17 protein-coding genes are annotated in these 21129 nt (G+C 61.6%); all 17 read right to left on the bottom strand.

The window, feature by feature from the left end; genetic code table 11:
• Nucleotides 1–28: 28 nt before the first annotated feature.
• Entirely contained in the window at nt 29–700 is a 672-nt protein-coding gene (locus FEZ61_RS21980) for an EAL domain-containing protein (RefSeq protein ID WP_064306977.1), read from the bottom strand.
• The gene (locus FEZ61_RS21975) at nt 697–1833 is read right to left on the bottom strand and encodes a TrbC family F-type conjugative pilus assembly protein (RefSeq protein ID WP_064306976.1); all 1137 of its coding nucleotides are present in this window, start codon (nt 1831–1833) and stop codon (nt 697–699) included. The genes FEZ61_RS21980 and FEZ61_RS21975 overlap by 4 nt, the downstream gene beginning before the upstream one ends.
• Nucleotides 1827–2318, bottom strand: coding sequence for a signal peptidase I (lepB, locus tag FEZ61_RS21970; RefSeq protein WP_064306975.1), 492 nt, complete (start codon nt 2316–2318; stop codon nt 1827–1829). Before lepB ends, FEZ61_RS21975 begins: the two co-directional genes overlap by 7 nt.
• Nucleotides 2315–2635 carry a hypothetical protein gene (locus FEZ61_RS21965; RefSeq protein ID WP_064306974.1) on the bottom strand — a complete coding sequence of 107 codons (321 nt, stop codon included), beginning with the start codon at nt 2633–2635 and terminating at the stop codon, nt 2315–2317. The genes lepB and FEZ61_RS21965 overlap by 4 nt, the downstream gene beginning before the upstream one ends.
• Nucleotides 2632–5034, bottom strand: a complete 2403-nt coding sequence (gene traC / locus FEZ61_RS21960; RefSeq protein WP_064306973.1) for a type IV secretion system protein TraC — start codon at nt 5032–5034, stop codon at nt 2632–2634. The genes FEZ61_RS21965 and traC overlap by 4 nt, the downstream gene beginning before the upstream one ends.
• Nucleotides 5034–5714: a DsbC family protein gene (locus FEZ61_RS21955; RefSeq protein ID WP_064306972.1), complete on the bottom strand. Its 681-nt coding sequence runs from the start codon at nt 5712–5714 to the stop codon at nt 5034–5036. The genes traC and FEZ61_RS21955 overlap by 1 nt, the downstream gene beginning before the upstream one ends.
• Before the next feature lie 121 nt (nt 5715–5835).
• A complete protein-coding gene (locus tag FEZ61_RS21950; protein ID WP_156522270.1) occupies nt 5836–12621 on the bottom strand; it encodes an Ig-like domain-containing protein in 6786 nt (2261 codons plus the stop codon).
• 80 nt (nt 12622–12701) lie between these two features.
• Nucleotides 12702–13094, bottom strand: a complete 393-nt coding sequence (gene traA / locus FEZ61_RS21945; RefSeq protein ID WP_064306971.1) for a TraA family conjugative transfer protein — start codon at nt 13092–13094, stop codon at nt 12702–12704.
• A gap of 29 nt (nt 13095–13123) precedes the next feature.
• The gene (traV, locus tag FEZ61_RS21940; RefSeq protein WP_064306970.1) at nt 13124–13636 is read right to left on the bottom strand and encodes a type IV conjugative transfer system lipoprotein TraV; all 513 of its coding nucleotides are present in this window, start codon (nt 13634–13636) and stop codon (nt 13124–13126) included.
• A 94-nt stretch (nt 13637–13730) separates the two neighbouring features.
• Nucleotides 13731–15092 (bottom strand): TrbI/VirB10 family protein, encoded by a 1362-nt coding sequence (locus FEZ61_RS21935; protein ID WP_064306969.1) that lies wholly within the window; start codon nt 15090–15092, stop codon nt 13731–13733.
• Between the two features lie 10 nt (nt 15093–15102).
• Nucleotides 15103–16299: a type-F conjugative transfer system secretin TraK gene (locus FEZ61_RS21930; RefSeq protein ID WP_064306968.1), complete on the bottom strand. Its 1197-nt coding sequence runs from the start codon at nt 16297–16299 to the stop codon at nt 15103–15105.
• Nucleotides 16289–16927, bottom strand: a complete 639-nt coding sequence (locus tag FEZ61_RS21925; protein WP_064306967.1) for a TraE/TraK family type IV conjugative transfer system protein — start codon at nt 16925–16927, stop codon at nt 16289–16291. Before FEZ61_RS21925 ends, FEZ61_RS21930 begins: the two co-directional genes overlap by 11 nt.
• A gap of 7 nt (nt 16928–16934) precedes the next feature.
• Nucleotides 16935–17216 (bottom strand): type IV conjugative transfer system protein TraL, encoded by a 282-nt coding sequence (traL, locus tag FEZ61_RS21920; RefSeq protein WP_064306966.1) that lies wholly within the window; start codon nt 17214–17216, stop codon nt 16935–16937.
• Complete coding sequence (locus FEZ61_RS21915; RefSeq protein ID WP_064306965.1) at nt 17216–18025, bottom strand: thioredoxin domain-containing protein; 810 nt, start codon at nt 18023–18025, stop codon at nt 17216–17218. Before FEZ61_RS21915 ends, traL begins: the two co-directional genes overlap by 1 nt.
• A 153-nt stretch (nt 18026–18178) precedes the next feature.
• Entirely contained in the window at nt 18179–18820 is a 642-nt protein-coding gene (locus tag FEZ61_RS21910; RefSeq protein WP_064306964.1) for a DUF4400 domain-containing protein, read from the bottom strand.
• Complete coding sequence (locus FEZ61_RS21905; protein ID WP_143008589.1) at nt 18813–19262, bottom strand: hypothetical protein; 450 nt, start codon at nt 19260–19262, stop codon at nt 18813–18815. The genes FEZ61_RS21910 and FEZ61_RS21905 overlap by 8 nt, the downstream gene beginning before the upstream one ends.
• A complete protein-coding gene (traD, locus tag FEZ61_RS21900) occupies nt 19259–21124 on the bottom strand; it encodes a conjugative transfer system coupling protein TraD (RefSeq protein WP_064306962.1) in 1866 nt (621 codons plus the stop codon). Before traD ends, FEZ61_RS21905 begins: the two co-directional genes overlap by 4 nt.
• Nucleotides 21125–21129: the final 5 nt, after the last annotated feature.

The raw sequence follows: 21129 nt of genomic DNA, 5'->3' as shown, positions 1-21129 counted from the left end.
CGAATCAACATAGGTCAAAGGCCTTGAGTCAGGAGGCGGCGAGCGCAGCAGCAGGAAGGAGGAAGGGCATCGACAGCCCGAAGCCCTGACGGGCGGCGCCGGTGAGGGGCAGGAGCACCTCGCACAGGAGGTGCTCCTGCTCGACTTTCTCGAGGATCAGCCCCGTACCGCAGCGGGTGCAGTGGTCACGCGCATCAATGACCCAGTCCAAGTTGATACTGCGGGCCAGTGCCGGCAGATCGATCTTGCAGAAGTCCCAGGCGTGCCGTTTGAGACGGGCCGAGTCGGCGCTGTCCTGGCCGTAGTCATCGATGGCCACCGCGATCCCGTGCCGACGGATCATCACCAGCCGCTCCTCCAGGTCGACGCCCTGGAGAGGAGAAAGCTCGGGGATCTCGAAGCACACAGACAGTGAAAGGCCGCTGACCAATTGGCAGAGGCGGCTCAGGTGCAGCAGGTTGAGCAGGGATGCCGGGCTCAGATTGATGAACAGGATGCCTCTGGCAGGCAGCTCGTGCGCCCGCGCCAGTACCAGGCCGATCACCTCCGCGTCCAGGCGTTCCCAGTCCTCATCGGTCGCGCCGGCCATGAAGACGCCGGGCCCCTGGACGCCCTGGACGGTGGTCTTGCGGGCCAGGACCTCGTGCCCAAGAACCGCGCCGTTCTGATGATGGATTTTCTGCAAGGCAAGCTCGATCACGGCGCAAACTCCTCGATGTAGAAGCTATGGCGATCGGCCGTCACAACAGACGGCACGAAGTCGATGGCGAAGCGGCTGCGCACGTCATCGCGCAGGACATAGGCGGCGTCGTCGATCTCGTTCTGCAGGGCGGCAAAGCCATCCCAGCCTTGCTCCCGCGCCACGCGCGAAACGATCACTACGACGTTTTGCTTGGCGCCGTAATCCGCAACCTGTTTCTTGGCCAGGGCGACCTGCTGCGGGTCGAGCGGGTCGATGATCACCAGGCGTTGGGTGAAGGGACGCATGTCGAGCGGATTGATCCGATCGCCCGCCTTGTGGATCACCGTGCCATCTGCCGCGGTCATGTCCGCCGGCACCAGCACCGTGGGATCCAGAGCGCGCACTCGATGCCGGGTGGCGCGTGGCAGCTCGGCGAACGTCTGCTTGTCCCAGAAGGTGTTCAGGGCGCGCGTTTTCATCTTTTCCATGTCGACTTTAGCCAGCCGCTCTTTCATCACCTCGATGAGGTCACGTTCGGCGATCTCGACCAGAGGACCCAGCGACAGCACTGGCTCTTTGCGACGGGCAAAGGCCTCGTCCGCGCTCGCGGTGGAGGTGGTGCCCTTCGCCAGGTAAACCGACTTCTGATCAACCAACTTGCGAATCGCCGGCACCTGGTCGACGCCGGCCTCTTCGAACACCACCGGATTGATCAGCACCGACGTTTTGGTCTTGGTTTCGAGCGACAGGCGCTGCAGCTTGGCGAGCGCCAGGGCAAACGGCATGTCTTCGGGCACACCGCGGAATACGAGCTCTACCGACTCGTCACCGTCATAGCTTTGCAGCAGCTGCTTGATCTCTGCCTCGCCCAGGGACCACGACACCAGGATCTGGTAGACGACCTTCCGGGTGTCTACCGGCGGCTTGGGCGCTTCGAGAGGGCTTGCCAGCGGCTGGCTTTGCTTCAGGTAGCTGAAGTCCTCGTTACGCAGCGTGAAGTCGACCTGCTGCTGAGTGCTGACCTGCATTTCCTTGAGATCGGCGGCGAAGTGCTCCAGCGCCGCCTGCTCCTGGTCAACGGCGCTGTCGGCGGCCGAGAGTGTGGCGAACAACAGCGCAACGACACCGATTACCGCGCGCAGGCTCACCATATCGGGTACGCCCGGCCGAGCACGTCGACCTTGCTGACGTAGCCCCAGTAGCGAGAGTCAAAGCTGTCCAGGGAGGTGCCCATGAACCAGAGATGGTCCGCTGGTACGATCTCGTCACGACGGTAACGACTTGCAGGCTTTCCGAGCCGTTTGGCCAGCAGCACGCCTTGGCCCTGGGCCTCGCCGTTGATGGTTACCCGCTCGGGGGTCACGATGACTCGGTCACCCGGCACGCCACGGACGTACTTGATGACCTTGGTGCCATTGCGGAAGAACGGCTCCATCTGGGTTGAGCGAAACGCATAGATGGCATCACGCTCAACGTCCTGGTCATAACGGTCGATCAGGAACACCCGCCAGTCCAGGCACGTGTTCTTCTGCGGATCGATCCCAATCTCGTAGCGCGACGTCGCGTACCAGGCCGCGCCGGCGGCCAGCAAGCTAAATGGAAGGGCCTTCAGCAGAAACCTGAGATGGCGGTTCACTCGGCCCCCTCAGCTTGCTTCGCAGCTCCCGGCGCGCTCGCCGGCACCTCAAGCTCTGCGGGATAGCTGACCACCGCGCGCTTATCGATGGTGACGAAGCCATTGGCAGCGAGCTTGTTCGCCGAGGCGCGTAGCGCTGCCATGGCCGCATCGACCGCTTGCGGGTCACGCACATCGACGTTTCGGGTGGCAGCGTCGTAATCAACGATTGCGATCTGGGTGCCGAATTCGTCAGTTTTGAAAAGCCAGGCGTAGCCAGTGACCACCGCCACCGAGACGAGCGCAGAGATCACGACCGTCGAGAGGGTCTGGTTCATGCCGCCAGCCCCCGATCAGCCATGACCTTGTGAATGGCATCTGCGGTACCAACGCCTTGGTTGGTGTATCGCCCGATGTCTTCCACGTCCTTGGGGAACGTGCTGTAAAGCAGCTTCGAAAAGTTATCGACCGTCAACCGACCGATGCCGGACCCGGTTTCGGTGGAGAAGAAGATCTCCGAGTACTGGCCGCGAACCGTGTGCACCGACTTGAGCAGCTTGAATCCACCCTCGGTGAGCGAAAGGCGCTTTTCCTGCTGAATCAGGTCAATCGCCGAGGCCTTCTGACCGAGCAAGAATTGGTGCGCGGAGTTCTCGACGATCGCCCGGCCAGTGGGGTTGGCGTACAGGTCGTTCACGGACTGGGTGATCGTGATGGCCGAACCGTTGTATTTCCGGAACCGGCGATAGCCGTGCTCGATGAACTTGGCGACGTCGCCCTCGGTGAGCAGCGACCAGGCCTCGTCGATAATCACGATTTTTTTCTGATCGCGACTACCAAGGAACATGGCCTGCTGGATCTGATAGATGAGCTGCAGAAGAACGACTTGCTGCAGGTGCTTCCGACCTTTCAGCTCCTCAAGCTCCAGGACGGTGAAGGGGTTCTTGAAATCGACGTTGTTCTTGCCGTTGAAGAACTTTCCATACATCCCCGCCCGGGTGAACGGGTACAGCTGCTTGCCGATGTCCTGGACTCGCGGATCTTCGTCACTCAGCAGCGACTTTTCGACATCGTCAACCACCATCTCGCCGCCCAAGGCTTCGAATACATCGTGGGTGTGCTTACGGAGCCCTGCAATCTGCAGGTCTAAGAGCGGAGCGGTAGGCGCGGCCATTGCGCTGAGCAGTCCGATCAGGACGTCTTCCTCCTCGGAATAATCCTGCACCAGCTCGAAGGGATTTAGGCAAATCTGGGAGTCTTGCGTAAATTCAACGAAATCCCCATCGAATGCCTTGGCCAGTTTCAGGTAAGAGCGACCGACGTCAATTACCCAGACTTGTGCACCGATAGAGCGGTAAGCGGTAATCAGGTAGTTCGTCAGGAATGACTTACCACTACCTGATTGCGCGGCAACAGTCGCATTGTAATTCGTGTCCGAGTCGAATAGACAATACGACATCAACTGTCCGTTTCGAGAAACGAACTGCATCGTATAAGTCCCGGTTCCTTTCCAGTCGGCGTAAATGGGAACTAGCGGCAGTGCTTGCGTGATGGCCATCGACTTGAAGCGGTAAAGCTCTTCAATCGCTTTAAGGTCTGCACCGAATGGAAGTGCGTTCAGGAAGATCGGCAATACGAAATATCGATCCTCCATGAACGTAAATTGCCGAATACTCATGTAGTTTCGAGCTTCGGCCGCGGCGCGAATGAGCCGCTCGCGACTGGATGCAAAGACCACCATTGTCATGTTGCAACGGACAGCCGACTCGCCCTCGTCCAGCTCTTTGAACAGCGCATCCATACCCTGCTTCTTCGCGCCCAGCTTTGGCACGAATTTCAGCAACGGACCGTATGCCTGGTTGTTCACCCATTGGCGCTTAGCACCGAGCTTGTCCTTGAAACCCTGCTGCTCTGGGAAATAGATCGTGAAGCTGATAAGGCAGTTTTCGCGGATACCCGAGGCCCCAGTCAGCAGATCTCCGAGATACCAACCCGCGGCGCCTTGGAGGGTACGCCGGGGGAATTTTTTCACCGATAGACATTTGACGAGCGTATCGCCGATCTGCAGATGATCCTTCTTGGGGATGAGCGTCCGATCGTAATCGAGCACTTGGACCTTTAAAGGCTTGTCGTCATCCGCCTCAATCTCATTGCGATCCCGCCAAGAGGCTTCTTCCCCTTGATTCAGGATAGATGCCATTACTTCCAGGTATAGGTTGCGCCCCAACGCAATCGGGGCAAATCCAATCGATTTAAAAACCGAGTCGAACTGTGAGCGAATTTCACTCGCTACTTGGGTTTCCTGTTCAGTCGGCTCGACATTGGCGATTGACATGACGACAGTGATGATGCAATGCACATCACGAACCTTGATACCGGAATAGTCGTCGATTGGATCGAGAGTGCCCTTGAACAGATAGCTCGATCGGTTATTGATCGCCTGTTTGATAACACCCTCATCCGTATTGCTTCGCAGGCGAAGCATCGCGTTAATCGGGTTGTTGATATTTTGCGAGGCGAATAGGCAGAAGTTGATGCTTGAGTTCGCCGGCCAAGCTTGCTTCAAAACCGACTTGAGCTGCTCGCCCTCTTTTCCATCGCTACCCGACAAAGGGCGGCACAGAAAGGAGAAGGCGATCTGATTGTCATCGAGGATGAACAGCTTGCTCTGTTCGTCGAAGGACGTAACGCTCAGCAATTGGCCGAGCGGAAAGTTGCCCTGTACATAGCTGGTCATCAGTTTGCCCCCGCCAGCCAGGACTGCAGGCTGCCCTTCTCGTATCCATGCCGGACAAGGCCGTCATTCCGGATCATGAACGGCACGCCCTTAACGCCGAACATTTGGGCGCTGATGATTCGCTTACCGATTGCCGAGGTGTCGCAGTCATCACCGATCTGGTCGACCACACGTGGCTTGGTTTCGCCCAGAGCGACCGCGAGCGCCTCGGCCTTGTCCTTGGCACAGTGCAGGCTTCGCACGATCTTGCCGCTTTCGGGGCCCATAGCGGACAGTTCGAGGATCTTGAAGGTGTAGCCCTCAACCTTCTTGAGGTCCTGCACGAGCTGGTGACAGGACGGGCACTGTGGATCGGTGAAGATCACCACTTCCTTCGGCCCGGTGCCGTAGGTGAACGGCGCCAGGTCGTCCACCTGGAAGCGAAGCTTGGCGAGGTCGATGTAGCTGAACGCGCGGTCTGCGTCCGCCAGGGAGGTGATCTCTTTCTGGCTCCAGGTGTCGTAGAGCGTACCGCGGAAGACAAAACGACCGTTGTCACTGACGAACGCCAACTTATCGTTTTTCACCGCTGCAACCATGCCGTTGATGGGCAACGGCGTAGTCGCTGTTTCGGCGACCACATGGCCGGCACCGGTGACGCTCGCGAAGATTACGGCGAGCGAAAGAATCTTTCGCAGCATGGAAGCACCTCCATTTCAGATGCTTTCAGGCTATCGATGAGCACTGTGGCCAAGTGCCCAATTCACGCCCTACGTGGGCGTGAATCTTCTCAGCTCGCTGCTTCGGATGAGTACCTCAGCCTTACCACTCCACCGGCTCGGAATCCGCACCGGCGTCGTCAGTAGCGGTCAGCACGATGTGCGGCGCCTGCGGGTAGGTGCGCTTCGAGATGGTGATCACCGACCCGCTCAGGCCCTGCTTCTCGTCGTTGACGAACCAGTGGTGCCGAGAGATTCGGCCATCAGGGTCCTTGCAGTTCGCGTTGGCGCGCCAGGACGACGAGCTTTCCTTCACGTCGAGCTCGCATTTGGGCGGTTGGTTTTCCTTCACATCGATGACGACTTCGCTCTCCGCGGTCTTCTGCATCTGGGTCTCAATCTGCAGAGCGATCTGGTACTCGCCCTCACTCTCCAACGTTGCTCGCGCATACCGGGAGCCATTGGTGTCGAGCTGCTTGCCGCCCAGGGTGTAGCGCATGGACAGCACCTTGTCCTTGGGATGGCCGCCCGAGATCGAGGGCATGACCAGGACCTTCAGGGGAGCCCGGGTCGCGTTGTTATCGCCCGTCCACCGGAGCGACACCGTCCACGGCGGTGGATCCAGCAAGGTCACGGTACGCTCGACCGTCGAGTAGTTGCCGCGGCCATCAGAGACGTGCACCTTGAACGGATAGGCTGCGGCCTTGCTCATCTCCAGGATGCGCAGCGTCTCGTTCGTGTCGTTGGCCACGGTGTAGCCGTCAACCTTAGGCAGCTCCCAGTCGTATTTGACGTTCTCCAGCGCCTTGAACTGGCCGAGGTTCCTCATCCGCAGGGTGAGCGTGGCCGGGACATAGGCGGCGCTCAGGCTAGGCTGCAACTCCCATTTCGGCCACTCGTACTCCCAGTAGGTCAGTCGCTGCTGCGTCAGCCCCTCACCGCCTTTGTCCCGATAGCCCTCGATCCAGGCTCGGTAGGTGATGTAGGTCGGCTTGTCAGTCACGTCCTCTTCGGTCGGTGTGAACGCCGCCGTGGTACCGGGAACGATCGATGTTCCATCCGGCATGATGAACTCGCCGGAGGCCTTCAGATCCATGTTGGTGTACGGCATGACGAGCCGGGCAACCCAGGTCGACTCCTTGCCCACTTCCGGCCGGCGGCTACCGACCAGCTGCACGCGTGGCGGCTTCACCTTCCGGAACGCAACGCCGCCGCGCAACAGCTTCCACGCCAGCGGATCGTCTGCAGGCGCGTCCTTGTACCGGACGCGCGAGAAGACATAAACGCGCTCCTCGGCGCTACGGGTGACCGAGTAGCTGTCATTGCCGGCAAACCAGGTCATCCCCTTATCCAGGCTCCACTGCGCCTCGATGTTGGACAGATCCATGACGTCGCCCTTTTCCGACTGCTTGAGCTGGAAGGTGGCCTGAGCGTCGACGAAGGTGTTGCCCGGGCCGGCGAGGTATCCCTTGGGGATGTTGAAGGCGTTGATCTCGATGGCCTGGGTCATCGATTTGGCGCCGCTGTTCTTGTTGGTGAGCTCGGCCCTGATCATGTAGCTGCCCTTCTGCAGGGTCGTCGCCAGCCGTTGCGGGGCATTGCTCGGATTGCTCACGGTCTGCCACTCGCCACCGTTGGTGGACATCTCCCAGCGCACGTTGCCCAGGTCCCGCGCCCAAGACCGGTTGTTCACCTCAGCGAAGAGCGTGACGCGCATGGGCGCCTCGCCGGTGAGGCGTAGCGCCCGGACGCTACCGTCGAGCGCCGCACCGTTGAGGATGACGATGCTCAAGGGACGCGGCGAGGTGCGGGTCTCCTGGTAGGCGGGCTCCGGCGACACCACCCGTGCTTCGGCATACACGCGCAGGTTCTTGCCGGCGAGCTTCTCCACCGGGACCTCGAAGGCCGCGTGGCCAGCCCCGTCGGCGCGGACCCAACCGGCGATCTCCTCAACGGTGTTCCAATCCGGCCGCTGCACCAGGCGAATCTCCCACTCGCCCATGGTCGCGCTGTCGTACGGGACCTGGCTGTCGTAGGCATCGCCCATCGTCACGCCAACTTCCAACGCATCGGTCGAGAGGATCTTGCCGTTCTCGTTGTCGATCACTGGCATGATGTTCGCGTCCGGAACGGACAGCACCGTGAGATCGGAGTGGGTAGCGATGTTGGGCAGAGCGGTATAGGCCACATCCACCGCGAGCGGCCGGCGCTGCCACAGCGTCGAAAACGGCGCGGCGTAGATCCTGCGCAACTGGGTGCTGACGTCACCATTGACCGGGTTGATGTCCTCGGTGATCGAGTCGCCCTGGTTCAGGTTGTGCGTAAGCTTCAGCCGCGCGCTAACCGCGGTCACGGTCGCATCGCCGGCGTATCCACCACTGATAGGCGCCGCCAGGAGAGTATCGCCGAGCTGCTGCGCCCCCTTGTACGTCACCACGGGGGCCGTCGGCTGCTTCGCGGTGAAGACGAACTGGTCGGTACCAAGATCGATCTTTTTGCCGCTGGGCGTGAACGACGAAAGCTTCCAGGCGATCCGGTTGCTTCCGAGCATCGTCGCCGCGCCGCGCAGCACTGGCTTTTCCCAGTTCTCCCGTATGGCAAGGCCTGGCGGGATTTCGGTCCATTCGACCAGGCAAGTCGGCCGGGTCGTATAGGAGGCCGCGGACGTGATTGCCCGGCGCTCGATTACCGTCAGGTCGCACGTCGGTCCTGCGCTCTGGACGAACTCGATGTCCAGGTCCTGGACCTGGGCATAGACGGTATCCATCGGGTACTTCGACGTCATCTTCACGGCGCCCGCCATGGGCACGACGTTCACCTGGGTGGGATAGGTCGCCAGCAGGCTCTTCTCGCCCTTGTCGTCGACGATGTAGGCAGCTGCTTCGACGGAATAGGTACCCGCCTCCGCGGCGAAACCCTGCTGCATCAGCAGACCGTCGCTGGACAGATCCTTGGCTTCGGGCATCGGCTTGGTGAACTGCAGCAGACACACCGGTTTGTCGTAGGGGTTGCTGTCGCGCGCCGAGACTTCCCTGACGGTGTTGGTGCACACCGAGTTGGAGGCGGAGAACTGGATCCGGGCCGACTCCAGTCCCAGGCCGATCGTCGACGGGGTCGCCTTGAGCTCCCCCGTGAGCTTCCATACCTCGAACGGGACGGCATAGACGGTACCGGTCAAATCGGCACGCGCCAACAGGATGCGGCCATGGCCGGCGGCGCCACTTTGCAGCGCAGCGACGGCCGCACCAAGCGAGCCATTCATGACCCGGTCCATTGCCAGGCGCGCACCCTGGCCGCGCTCCAGCGGCCGGCGGCCGACGCGCAGGCCAACCTCCGACTTGCGCTCGACCATGGCAATGATGTCGGTACCCAGCTCAGAGAGCGCTTGCTGATCTGTGATCACAAGCCCAGGGCGCCCATCCAGGTGAGTGAACTCCTTGGTGATCGCCGGCGTGCTGAATGCGCTTGGGGACAGCTCCTTGACCGGCAGCTTGTCGAAGGGGTCGTCGAGGGATCTCGGCGCCAGCCGCACAGGGAAGGTCGCCGCAGCGCCGTCCTGATCGGTCACCGTGACAGAGACAGTGGTTGCGGTGCGGCCGTCGGTGCTGAAATGGAGTTCATCGCCGGTGAACCACACGTAGCCGTGCTCCGGCTGAGTGGCCACGGAGAAGGTGTGAGAGCCCCAGGTGTTGTCGTCGATCGCGACAAGTCGCTGGCTTCCACCGACGCCCTCGTAGAAATAGACGACGGAGGGGGTGAGGCCGGTCGGCGCGGTGTTGAGCTGAGCAACGGCCACGGTAGCCATCGCTTCGACGTACTCGCCGCCCTTATCCACCACCCGGAACCGGAACAGGTCGTTACCGACGAAATGCGGGTTGGGCGTATACACGTAGCCGGCGGCCGTGGCCACCACGGTTCCCGACTTAGGCTGTTCCACCACCTCATAGGTGAAGGAATCCCAGGCATTGCCATCGGTGACCTTTGGCAGGGTCGCGGCGGAGGCGGCGTTCTCGACCGTCCTGATGCGCAGGGTTGCTGCGACCGGCGCCAGATTGAAGCGATCGACCTGCAGCGCAATGGTGCCCTGCACAGTTAGGCCGCCAGGATCGGTCGCCTCGATGACGGCAGAATCCGTACCCACGAAGCTGGCCGCCGGCGTGTAGACGAGCCGGTTCTCGACGATGGCCAAGCCGCCGTTGGCGGCCTGCTGCACGAGCCGGAGCGTATGCCGGCCGGCATCAGCCACGTTGCGGTCGACGATGCGCGGGTAGTAAGGCGCGCTCGCCGTACCCTCACGCACCACGATGCTCCCCGACAGGCTCTCAGGCGCCAGGTTGCGCGGCTTGACGACGACCGTCACGGTGCCTTTGCCAGACTCCCCGCCGGCATCCGTCGCGGTGATGGGGAAGCTCTCGGTCCCGGTCCAACCGGGCTTGGGCATGTAGACGACCTGGCCATTCAGGACCTTCACCGTCCCGCCCGCGGAAGTGGCCGGTACGGCGAAGGTGAAGGTATCGCCTGGATTGGGATCGACCACCGTGGGGGTACCGGATACCTCGACGCCCTCTTCTGTTACCAGGCTCAGGCCAACTCGCGTAGGGCCGACGTTACGACCGCGGACGGTAACCGTTGCGGTCCCCACGACCTCGGCACCGGCAGGATCTCGGGCGATGAATTTGAAGCTGGTGGTGCCCTTCGAGCCAAAGGGGGCATGGTAGACGAGCTGGTTGTTCACCACCTCAGCGGTACCACGCATCTCCTGAATGGGCACCGCGAAGGTGTGTTTGCCCGCGTCGTAGAGGTTTTTATCGACCACCTCGGGTGTGACGGGCGCGGAGGCCTGGCCCTCGTTGGCAACCAGCGCTGCGTTCGCCGCGCTGGGGGCGTAGTTGGTCTTGTCGACCTGGATCGCGCCGTCCTTGATAGCCGATTCGGCGCCGGCGGCATCGCGCAGCTTGTACTTGAAGGTGGCGGTACCGACATAGCCGTCGACCGGCACGAAGCGAACGCGCAGGCCTTCAGTGGTGATTTTCCCGACGCTCGGATCCGGTTGCTGGACGATCACCACGGTGTGGCTGTCCGGATTGTCTGGATCGGTCCCGATGACCTGGTCACCGACGACCTCGAAGGCGATGGTCTGTGCAGCGGACACCAGGCCACCTGGATCCGCCGCCGTGACCTTGGCGCTGGCGGTGCCCAAGTAGCCGGTCGCTGGCTTGAACGTCAGCAGGTTGCCGGCAAGGCTGACGGTTCCTGCTGCCGCAGCGACAGGCTGCTGAATTGCAAAGGTCAGCGGCGCGTCGTGGTTCGGGTCGGTAGCGGTCAACTCGACAGTGACCGGCGTCTCCATGGCCGTCTTGGCAGATGCGGCATCGACCACAGGCGCCTGGGCAACGGGTAATACCCGCACCAGGATCACGCCCTCATCCGAGTCCAGGCCAAAGGAGTCCTTGGCCACGTAGCGAATCTCGCGGGTACCGACGAAGGTGGTGTTGAGCGAGACCTTCGCCGTCGTTCCCGTGAAGCTGACGCTGCCGAAGGCGGGATCTGCCGCAGATACTGCGCGCAGCGTCGCCGTGTCGTTGGCGTCTACGTCGGAAACCTGGAGGGTGAAGCTGCTGGTAGCGCCCTGGTTGAGGGTGACCGTCTTGCTCTCGACCACTGGCTTGTCTGCTACCGGCGTGACGGTGATGCTCACTGGTACGGGCGCTGAGGCCGCACTGCCAGCGTCGATGACGGCCACCTGACACGTGGTCTTGCCGTCCCAGTCAGGCGCAGGCGTGAAGACCACGGAGTCGCCGTCCAGGCCGCAGCCACCGATCGACGCGCCCGGCTGGCCGCTCACGACAAATTGGTAGGGACCATCGCCATCCGGATCGGTGAAGACGATCTTGGCGCGCCCCGGTGTGTCCTCGTCCGTCACGATGCTGATGGGCTGGGCGACGGGGGCATCGTTGACGCCCTGGACCGTGATTGGGATCTCGACCATGGCGCTCTTGGCGCCTGCGGCGTCCACAGCGCTGATGCGCAAGACGTCCTGGCCGTAGAAGTCTGGCTTGGGGGTCAGCTTGATGCGGTGCCCGTCAGCGAGCACCTCGCCAGCAACGCCCTTGCCTTGTGCTTCGATCACCAGGCGGTAGATGTCCACCGCGTCGGGATCCTGCACCGTTGGCTCAAACGTCATTTGCGCGTCTTCCGTCATGATGACGGGCTGCGCGATAACCACCGGCGGATCGTTTCGCCCCGTGGTGATGATGCGGATGGTGGCCGTATTGGAGTAGGTGCCGTGCTGATCACGGCCGCGGTACTGCAAGGCAACGATGCCGCTCCACCCGGGCACCTGGGTGAAGGTCAGGGTGCTGCCCTCAACCTTGACCTGGCCAATGGCGCTATCGGGCGTATCGAGCACTTCGAACTGCTCTGCAGTGACGCCCTCCCCGCCCAACGTGAGCGGCACGATCGCGGGCTGGTCTTCGGCCACCGAGATTTCGATGTCGCGAGCAGTCGGCTGCGCGATCGCGGCCTGAACGATCACCTCGGTGAGCGTATCGCCAACGGTAAGCACCAACGGGCCGGTGAAGCCGGCTGGAGCCGTAACGGTACCACTGCAGCTGGCGGCCTCCTTGGTACGGACGCCGCCGCACTTGCCTGCTTCCTGGCCCGTGCCGGCGCCGATCAGGATCGGGACGCTGTAGCTTCCAGCCGAGGTGCAGCTGTTGCGCGTGGCGCTGTAGGTGAGCTTGATCTGCGCACCGGCAAAAACCGCCCGGGAATCAGGCGTCAGCACCGCATTGGACTCGGTGCATTCAGCAGCTTGGACCTGGTTGGTGTAGTGCGCGAGGCCTGCGAACAGCAGCGCGACGAGTCCCTTCGAAATCTTCCAGTTCACAGGCCGGTTCCCGAGCAAGTTTCAGATACCTGAAAGCCGGCATGCGCCGGCTATCAGAGGGGTGAGCCCTGGGCGGCTCCCTAGTTGATCTGCAGCAGCGGCGCTGCGCTGGTCACCATGTCATTGGCGGCCGGCAGGGTTGCCGACATGATCGATTCGATGATCTTCGGGGTGTTGTACAGGCCGACCCCGCCGCCGATACCGGTGGCGAACGCCATGATCGACTGACGCACGACGCCGCCAACGATGCCCACCAGCACCATGGCGCCGGCGACCACGCGGCCGAGGGTGCCCTGCATCCAGTCACTGATCGTGGTCCAGACGGCGTCGAAGTCGGTACCGCCGGTGCCTGCCATGGCGCTGGATGCGCCCACGACGAGCAGCAGGGCGACGCCGAACTTCACCAGGTCGCGTTGACGACGCGCGCGGTGGGCCGGGTTGCTCAAGGGTTTAGCCGGATTGCTCAGGCGCATGTTGTGTCTCCTTACGAGGGCTGGGGGGGTTACGAGGCGGGGATCGCCTTTTTGTGGGATTCAAGCGGACGCAGCGAAGGCGTCGGCCGCAGGGAGGGCGTACCGACTTCCCAACGGCGCGGTTCGATCTCGGTGTAAATGAAGCCAGGTACGTTCAGGTCGCCGGCTTGCGACTCCCAGGGCGCGACCCAGACCCGCATGACGGTGGCCTGGCTGCGGATCGGCACCGGATCACGCGCCGGGCGAGGCACGACGTAGCGCTCGCCGGCCGCTACTTCCGGCTGCACCGCCGGCGCCGGGGCGTGGCCGCCGTGCTTTTCGGCCTCGGCCTTCTGCGCATTCTTCTCGTCGACGATCTGCCGGAAGTTCTCGTTTTCGGTCAGTTGGTACACGTCACGCGCCGACATACAGGTCACGCCGTCGGGCATGCCCTTACAGCCGTAGTCGGACGAGCCGATCTGCAACATGGAGCAGCCGCTGATCATCGAGGTGAGCGCCGCCGCAGCGGCAAGGCCCAGGGCCTTACGCAGGTTCGTTTTCATGAGGTTGAGTATCCGTAGCGAGGGATGTTGGAAGGGGGTAATTCACCCCCTTCCAGGGCGTTCAATAGAAGGGAGCTGGGCGCTCCCGCTGGCTTCAGGTTTTGTTCTTGCTCAGCGTTTTCAGCTTGAGCTGCACACCCTTTTTGACGACGAAGTCGATCTCCCGGGCAGCGTCCACTTCGATGACCGGGTAGAGGTTCTCGGCCATCTCCAGGTAAAAGTCCGCGATGCGCTCGAGGGCTTTGCCGGTACCGCCGATCATGGCGCCCTGCATGGCCTGGGAGTTGAACGCCTGCTCATAAACGGGCGATACCGTCCGGCCATTCGTACCGCTGCCGCTGCTGGCGATGCTGATGCTCGGCACCTGGCGCACGCTGAATGCGTCCGAGACGCCCTGCATGAAGCCGGCCATCAGCGAGCGAGCCAAGATGGCGCCCTGCTTGGAGACCAGGCGCCCACGCACCCCGGCCTTGCCGTCCTCGCCAGAGGCATAGGCGTCCATACCGCTTTCGATGATCCCGCCGTCGTCACGTACGCAGGAGATCGTCTCGGCCCGCATGTAGGCGCGCTCCGAAGAAAGGTCGCCGAATGCGCTGGCAATGAGGAAGCACTCGCGGACGTCTGCGCGGAAGCGGTTCGGCAGTACGGCCTCCTTCTTCACCCGCAGCAGGACAGGGAAAGGATCTTTCCGTGCTCCGTTACCGGTGGGCGCGTCGATACCAGTGATGATCGCGCCGGAAAGGATGGCGCCGGCCGGCAGGTAGACGTCCTCTTCCTTGGCGTCGGCATCGGGATCTTCAGCAGGTGCCTCATCCCCGTAGGACATGATCTTCGGCGGCTCTTCCTTCTTGGGCGCTGCGCCCGGCTTCTCAGGCTCCTTTTCCGGCGCCGGAGCGTTGGCGAAGAAATTGCCCTGGTTGCGGTTCGGGTCCATCAGCGTACGGTCATACCGCTGGCGCTCCTGCGCCTGCGTCTGCTGCTGCGCAGCCTTGCGCTCCAGCTCGGCGGCCTTGTCAGGCGTCGGTGCCTTGGACTGCGCTTCCTGCAGCTGCTTGCTGAGGTCGCGGTTGTCCTGCTCGGCCTTCTGCTGAGCAGCCTGCGTTGCCTCAAGCTTTGCCGTCAGGTCCCCTATTTGCCCCTGAATCTCTTTGAGGCCCGCAGCGGTCGCTTGCTGGGCCTGGGTCCCATTCATGAGGTTCTTCAACGTCAGCTTGAGGTCGTTGAGCTCCTTGCTCTGCGCCCGCTGCTCGGCGTTGAGCGAATCCAACCCGACACCACGCGGATCCGCGTCAGTCAGTACGTTGGTGATCGTCGGCTTGGCGTTGGTCTTGCGCGGTCCCTCGCCACCCAGGCTGCTCAGGCCCCAGACGAACAACAGCACGCCTCCAATCGCCACACCGATGACGGTCCACTTCTTTTTCTGCGGGCTCAGGTTGGCCCATGTTTGCTTGATCATGGTGCCTTCCTCAGTTCAGCAGGCTCGGGCGGGACGAATCTTCCGCCGGCGCCTCGCCCACACGGGTGACGATGTAAACCTCGGTCTTTTCACCGGCCTCGAGCATGTTGCGCGGCCAGGCGGCGGCAGCCGCCAGCGAGGGATGGGTGCAGCTGGTCTCATCAAACATGATCGGCGCGCGGCCGTTGTTCTGGGCGACGCCCACCAGGACGCGGAAGTTGTGGCCCATGATCACCTGGGCCCGGCTGAAGTCGAAGTTCAGGCCCTGCTGATAGCAGGCGGGAAGCTTCTCGCCGCTCTGCAGCTTGGCCATCGAATAGCCCTTAGGGATACCGCCCAGGGCTAGGGCGCGCATGATGCCTTTGATGGTCTCCATGTAGGGCTGGCCCTCCTCCCACTTCTTGGCCTGCCCGCTGTAGCGCGATCCGTAACCGAAGCCACCGGCGCTGGACGCACTGGTGCTCCCAGGCACCTGGCCGATGATCAGATTGGCCTCGATGGGCGGCACCCTGCGAGGCGCGAGCGTCAAGCTGATGGCCACCGATTCGTCGTCCTTGGGGGTGATGTACATCGTCACCGGGCTCTCGCTACCGGTCGACACGTAGATCACGTTGCCCTTTTGCTTAATGGTTGCCTGAGAAGTGGTCTGGACAATCGGATTTTCGAACGGCGTGACGATGCGGTTCAGGTGATACAGCGCCGCAGGGATGATCGTGTTGACGCCTGGCTGCACCACCACATCCTGGCGCGAGCTCACCGGCGGCGCGGCGGCCTCGGGCGCGCCAGAGGTTTTGGCGACCGAGGCCGGGACCGCGGGAAGATCACGGCCGCCACCGGCGACATGAACCAGGTCGGTAGACGCCTTCGCGGGCGCTGCCTTGACCTGGTCCTGCTTCTGCTCGGTACTGGAGGCCACCGTTGGAGTGGATGCGGGTGCAGCGGGCGCAACAGCAGGCTGCGCGGCCGCGGCGCTCGGTAGCGTCTTCTGCTGCTGCTCAGCCAGAGCCTGGCGCGCCACCTGCTCGTCAGCTTCCTGCAGGCCGTAGTCGGCAGGGTCGACATCACGGCCGGGCACCGCGGGGATTTCCTGAGTGCGCGACTCGGCCACAGGGGTTTGCGGGATGTTGAGCTCACGAGCGTTGGCGATCGATGCTGAAGAAAACAGCGCGACGCCGATCAGCGTGAGGGTTTGGATATTAGTTTTCATTGCGCTGCTGCTCCAAACGCTTGCGAGTGTCTGCGGCCTTAGCCTCGCGGTTTCTAACTTCTTCGGTACGCGGCGCACCTTCATACACAGAGAGGTAGGCAATGACCGGCTTATAATTTTTGATCTTCAACTCAATCTCATAAGTCATATCGAGTTGCTTAGGCTGGCCGCTCGGGCCGGTCATCTTGGACTTGCCCACGATGAAGTACTTGGTCGCATCCTGCTTATCTTGCAGGACTTGGCGCGGCTCAAACTCCAGCGTCACCCGATCTTGGCGAATCTGGCGAACCTGGCTATCAATCTTGTTAAGCACGTCCTGATAAATATCGTTGGCAAGTAATGGCTCGAGCGTCGCCTTAATGATCTCGGCAGACTTTGGATTAACGTTGCCAAGTCGATCGGCAATGTAGAGTGCCCAAGCGCTGACGTAGCTATCCGATGCGCGGTCTTGATCGACCCAGGCACGCTCAGCAAGCGTCGGCGGCTGCATGTCAACGACGGTACTTTTGCGCAGCCAACCGATGACGGTCAGTACCTCCACCAGGATCAGAGCGACGATAATCTTGCGAAGAAAGGCGTTCTCCGACATGGTCCCGCGATAGGTGTTTTTGAATTTGCCGTACAGCATGGCGACCTCAGTTGAATTCGCGGATGAATGGATTAGGGATAGTGCGCGCCTTTGCACCGGAATATCCCGTGAACCAATAGATCATGTGCACCATAAAGCCATCGGGGTGATCATCGCGGTACTTTCGGTACCAACGAGTCAGCAAGAAGCCCGCTATCGTGCAGACCGCGGCATATCCAGTGAACATACCGAATACGAGACCGATCCCAATGGGAGCAACTTCATCTGCCTGCCAAAACAACAGGTGCGGCGGATCATCAACGTATTGGGGGATATCGATTGGCTGCATTATTGTGCGGCTCCATTGCCTTGAACGAGTTTCGCCATGGCGCGAAGAATGTCTTCGGGCCCCTTGGCGCCAGAAAGAACTACTTGTCTATTGCTCGGGTTATGGCGAACGATGGTGGTCGGTGTTTCCTTGATGCCCAGCTCTACCGCCTCACGGAAGTCCGCCTTCACCTTCTGCAGCGGCTCCTGGTTGTCGATGCAGCGCGAAAGGGCCGCGCCGTCCAGGCCGATGCTGGAGGCGATTACTGCGAGCGGCTTTTCGGTCCCGGTACCGTTACCTGCGGTCGAACTGAAGATGGCGCCGGCCATGCGGTAGAACGCATCGTTGCCACCCTGGGCCGCCGCGCACTCTGCGGCGAACGCCTCCCTGCGCGACGCCTCGCCATGGATCGGGACATGCTTGAACACCACGGCCGCGTTGCCCCGCGAACTGTCGACAACAGCCTTGGGTACTGCGAAATATTGCTTGCAGTAAGGGCACTCGAAGTCCGAGTACTCAATCAGGCTGAATTGAGCGGTGGCGTCGCCATAGCGACGGTCGCCGGTGATCGGAACGCTTTGGCTCTTGCTCGGTACCGCCGGTGCCGTGGGCACAGGCGTGGGCGCCGGGGCAGACTCTTCTCGGCGGCGAGAAAGGAGCGAATCGAGTTCGGTACGCGAGAATGCATACGGCTGGATCTTCGCGACCTGGTCGTTGAGCTGGTTGACCAGGTGTTGCTGATCACGAATCGCCCGGCCGCAGAAGACGGCGGCAGCGATAGCTAACGTGATCGCTACGCAGGAAAGGATGATGGGAAGTCTTGAGCTCATAGGGCACCTCAGCTGGTATAGCCATGGTGCTCAGGCACGAGGTTTGTGTGTGGGCAATCCACGCCGTCTACGGGATCGAACCCCTGGTGGTTGAGCGATAGAGCGGCAGTACGAAAATAGAAACGCCCGGCGGGTGCCGGGCGTTTGTCGGCGTCAAAGCCGTTTGGGCAGGTTGCCTATCAACAAGCTTGCAGCGATCGGAATGAGCAGGATGACCACGAGCGGAACGATCATTGGCGGAATCGGCAGCGGTGCGATAAACGACAGGCCTAGCGCCATGACCACCCACGAGATGATCCTCGAGCTGTAGGTGTTCAAAAACGGCGAGGAATGGGCGAAGGTGTAGCGCTTGATGTTCCAGGCCATGTACCCGCCGAGGATCGCCGGCAGCAGAATCACAAGCATGTAGGGCAGCCACATCATCAGCAGCAGGCTTCGATAGTAGATGTGGTAGCAGACCTTGAGGACAGCGTCGCCGCGGCCGGCGATGAACGTTCCCCACTGACTCTCGAGCTTTTCCCAGCCTGGCGTTTGTTTGCCCCCCAGGAAGAAATCACGCACCGTCGCATTCAGTCCGGACTCCAGATGGATCGTGCTGTACAGCCGTCCGGTATCTTCGATCAGCTGGTCGCTGGCGGCTTTGCCCATCAACGCCTCACCCCAGTCCTGCTCTTTCAGGATCGCAGCGTCGATGAATGCATTGGGAACGACGCACACGATGAGCAGGATCTCGATGCATACGAACGCGAGGGAGAGCCAGAACCCGGCCGGCATCCGCTCTTCGATGTCAGCCATGCTCGGCTCCTTGGATGCTGCGCCACACCAGCCCTATGGACGTGTCTGCCGGAAGAAGCATTGCTTCAAGCCGGGCCCTGACCGAGGCGCCACTCTCCTTCTCGACTTCAATGAGCAGGCTGTTCTGCATGTCGACCACCGCTGCGGTCGGCGCAGGTTCCCTTTCCAGCATTTCGGCCAGTCCATCGAGGAACGGATCCATGAAGGCAACCAGGCGCTCCTGGTCCGGCCGACCTAAAGCAGACTTGTAGGATCGAAGCGCCTCAGTAAGCAGGTCTCGACAGCAAGGCGCGCAGCTCTCTGATTCGACGACTTTGAACGCAGCCGGCACCACCTGGAGTGCTGTTGGCCAGTCGGCCTCCAAGAGATTGAGCAGGCCTTTGGTTCTGGTGTCGCTACCGAGCAGTCGAGATAAGGATTCAAAGCGGGTACGCATGATCAAGCGGCCTCTTTCGTAAGCAGGCGAGCACGCGCCACTGCCTTTTCAAAGTTCTTGGGTTTGGTGAGCACCGGAATGCGCCCTTTCTGGATCTGGCCGCCGGCGAGGATCGCGAGAAATTCGAGATCTGGCAGCTGGCCGAAGAGCTGCGCTGGAAACAGCTCGCCCTCCTCGTCCATCAGGCGCTCTCCGACGTTCAGAGAGTGCATGTGCGGGTCGTCCTTGGTGGAGTTGCCCTGGGTACGCATGACGTACTTGTAGTAGGTAGGCGGAATTTTCTCGGCGATGTACTTCTGGGTGTCCTGGTCGGTAATTCGCAGCGCGATCACATGGTTGGTATTGCCGAGGACCTGGCGCGCCTTCGCCGGTGACCCCATTCGCGCTTCGAAGTCAGCGATGGTCTGCGTGGCGACGTAGATACGCATGCCGGCACCGCGGCCCTTGTTCAGCAGCTGTACCAACTGGTCGTTGACGATCTCCGCCGCCTCGTCGCAGAAGATATTGACCGGAGCGGCCTTGAGCTCTTCGCCGCTTTTGAGGTTGTAGCGCTGTCCGGCGACGGCGGCCAAGTCAGCCAGGAAGATCGAACCGAGCGCGGACCCGACCATCGAGTCGGACAGGGAGTCGAGGCCCAGATACAGCACCTGGTTGTTCTCGATGATTGTCTTGGAGTCAGTGATCTCGCGGGTATCGCCGCTATCATCCTTCAGCGGCGAAAGGATCGGCCCCATGTGGCCTGCCGTGAGCATGTTGAGCACCGGCAGCAGCGTCGCGATCATCTTTCCGAAGTGATCCCGGTCATGCTCGAACATGGACAGGATGCCCTCCAGATCGGAATTCGGCTTAAGCGGCACGATTTCTCTGCGGTAGACCGTGATCAGCGCCTTTGCTTTGGCCTCGTCGGTTTTCGACTGGTTGGCAGCCGCGGCGGCGAACGCGTCGAAAGCCGGATGGACTGACTTGCCGTAAGCCGTGACCGCCTGGATGACCAGGGATGCAAGGCCACCCTCGAGCGCCCGGCGAATCTGGACCAGGGTTGGGAAGATGTCGCAGAACAGCATCGCCTGGATGACGTTGTTCACGGCCATCTGCGCGAATGCCTGGAACGGACCCTCACCATCAGTCAGCGCAGCGATGCGCGATGCCAGTTCGGTTGCACGACCAAAGTTCTGCGTCGGTGAGATACGCACGCAGGTATCTGGGAACGCCGGGTGGAAGTGCTTGTAGCGACTGACATCCCCGGCGAGCTCGCAGGCACGGCGCGCGTTCTCCGACATCTCCTTGTCGCCCTTCGGATCAAGGATGATCACCGACTCGCCACGCAAAATGGCCTGGCTGATCAGCAGGTCGAAGAGGCGGGTCTTTCCGCTACCGGTAGTGCCGACGATCAGCGTATGCAGGGAGGCAAGGGAATCCTTGTAGCCAATCGGCACATCGCGCTGAAGGGAGATGCCATGGATCCACGGCGAGCCCATAAATCCTTCCGGTACAGGCGGCATGAGCTTCGTGATGTCTCGCTTGAGCAGCTCGAATACCTGCTGACCTTCGCGTTGAGTCCATTTGAAGCCGACACCGATGTACATCTTGTCGCGATGCTTGAGCATCTGCTCGATGAGCTCGTCCTGCCCCATCAGCGTCGCCTGCTGCGCTCGCAACCCCTGGCGAATCCGGTGGAGGTGCAGGGCAGCAGGGACACGCCGAAGCGCAAAGCCGCCCATGATGCCGAGGGACAGGTAGAAGGGTTGAGCAGGCAGATTGGTGGTGAGGTGCACGGCACAGGTGCCCGCCATCCCCAACACCCAGCCGGCAATTTCGATGGCCTCGAAATTCGGCCGCCAGGGCATTTCGTACGTCCACTCACTCATCGGAA

Origin of the sequence: Pseudomonas sp. MS15a(2019) (assembly GCF_013277805.1) — a bacterium.
In the GTDB taxonomy this organism is placed as follows: Bacteria; Pseudomonadota; Gammaproteobacteria; order Pseudomonadales; family Pseudomonadaceae; genus Chryseomonas; species Chryseomonas benzopyrenica.
This window is presented reverse-complemented; position numbering and strand designations above follow the sequence as displayed.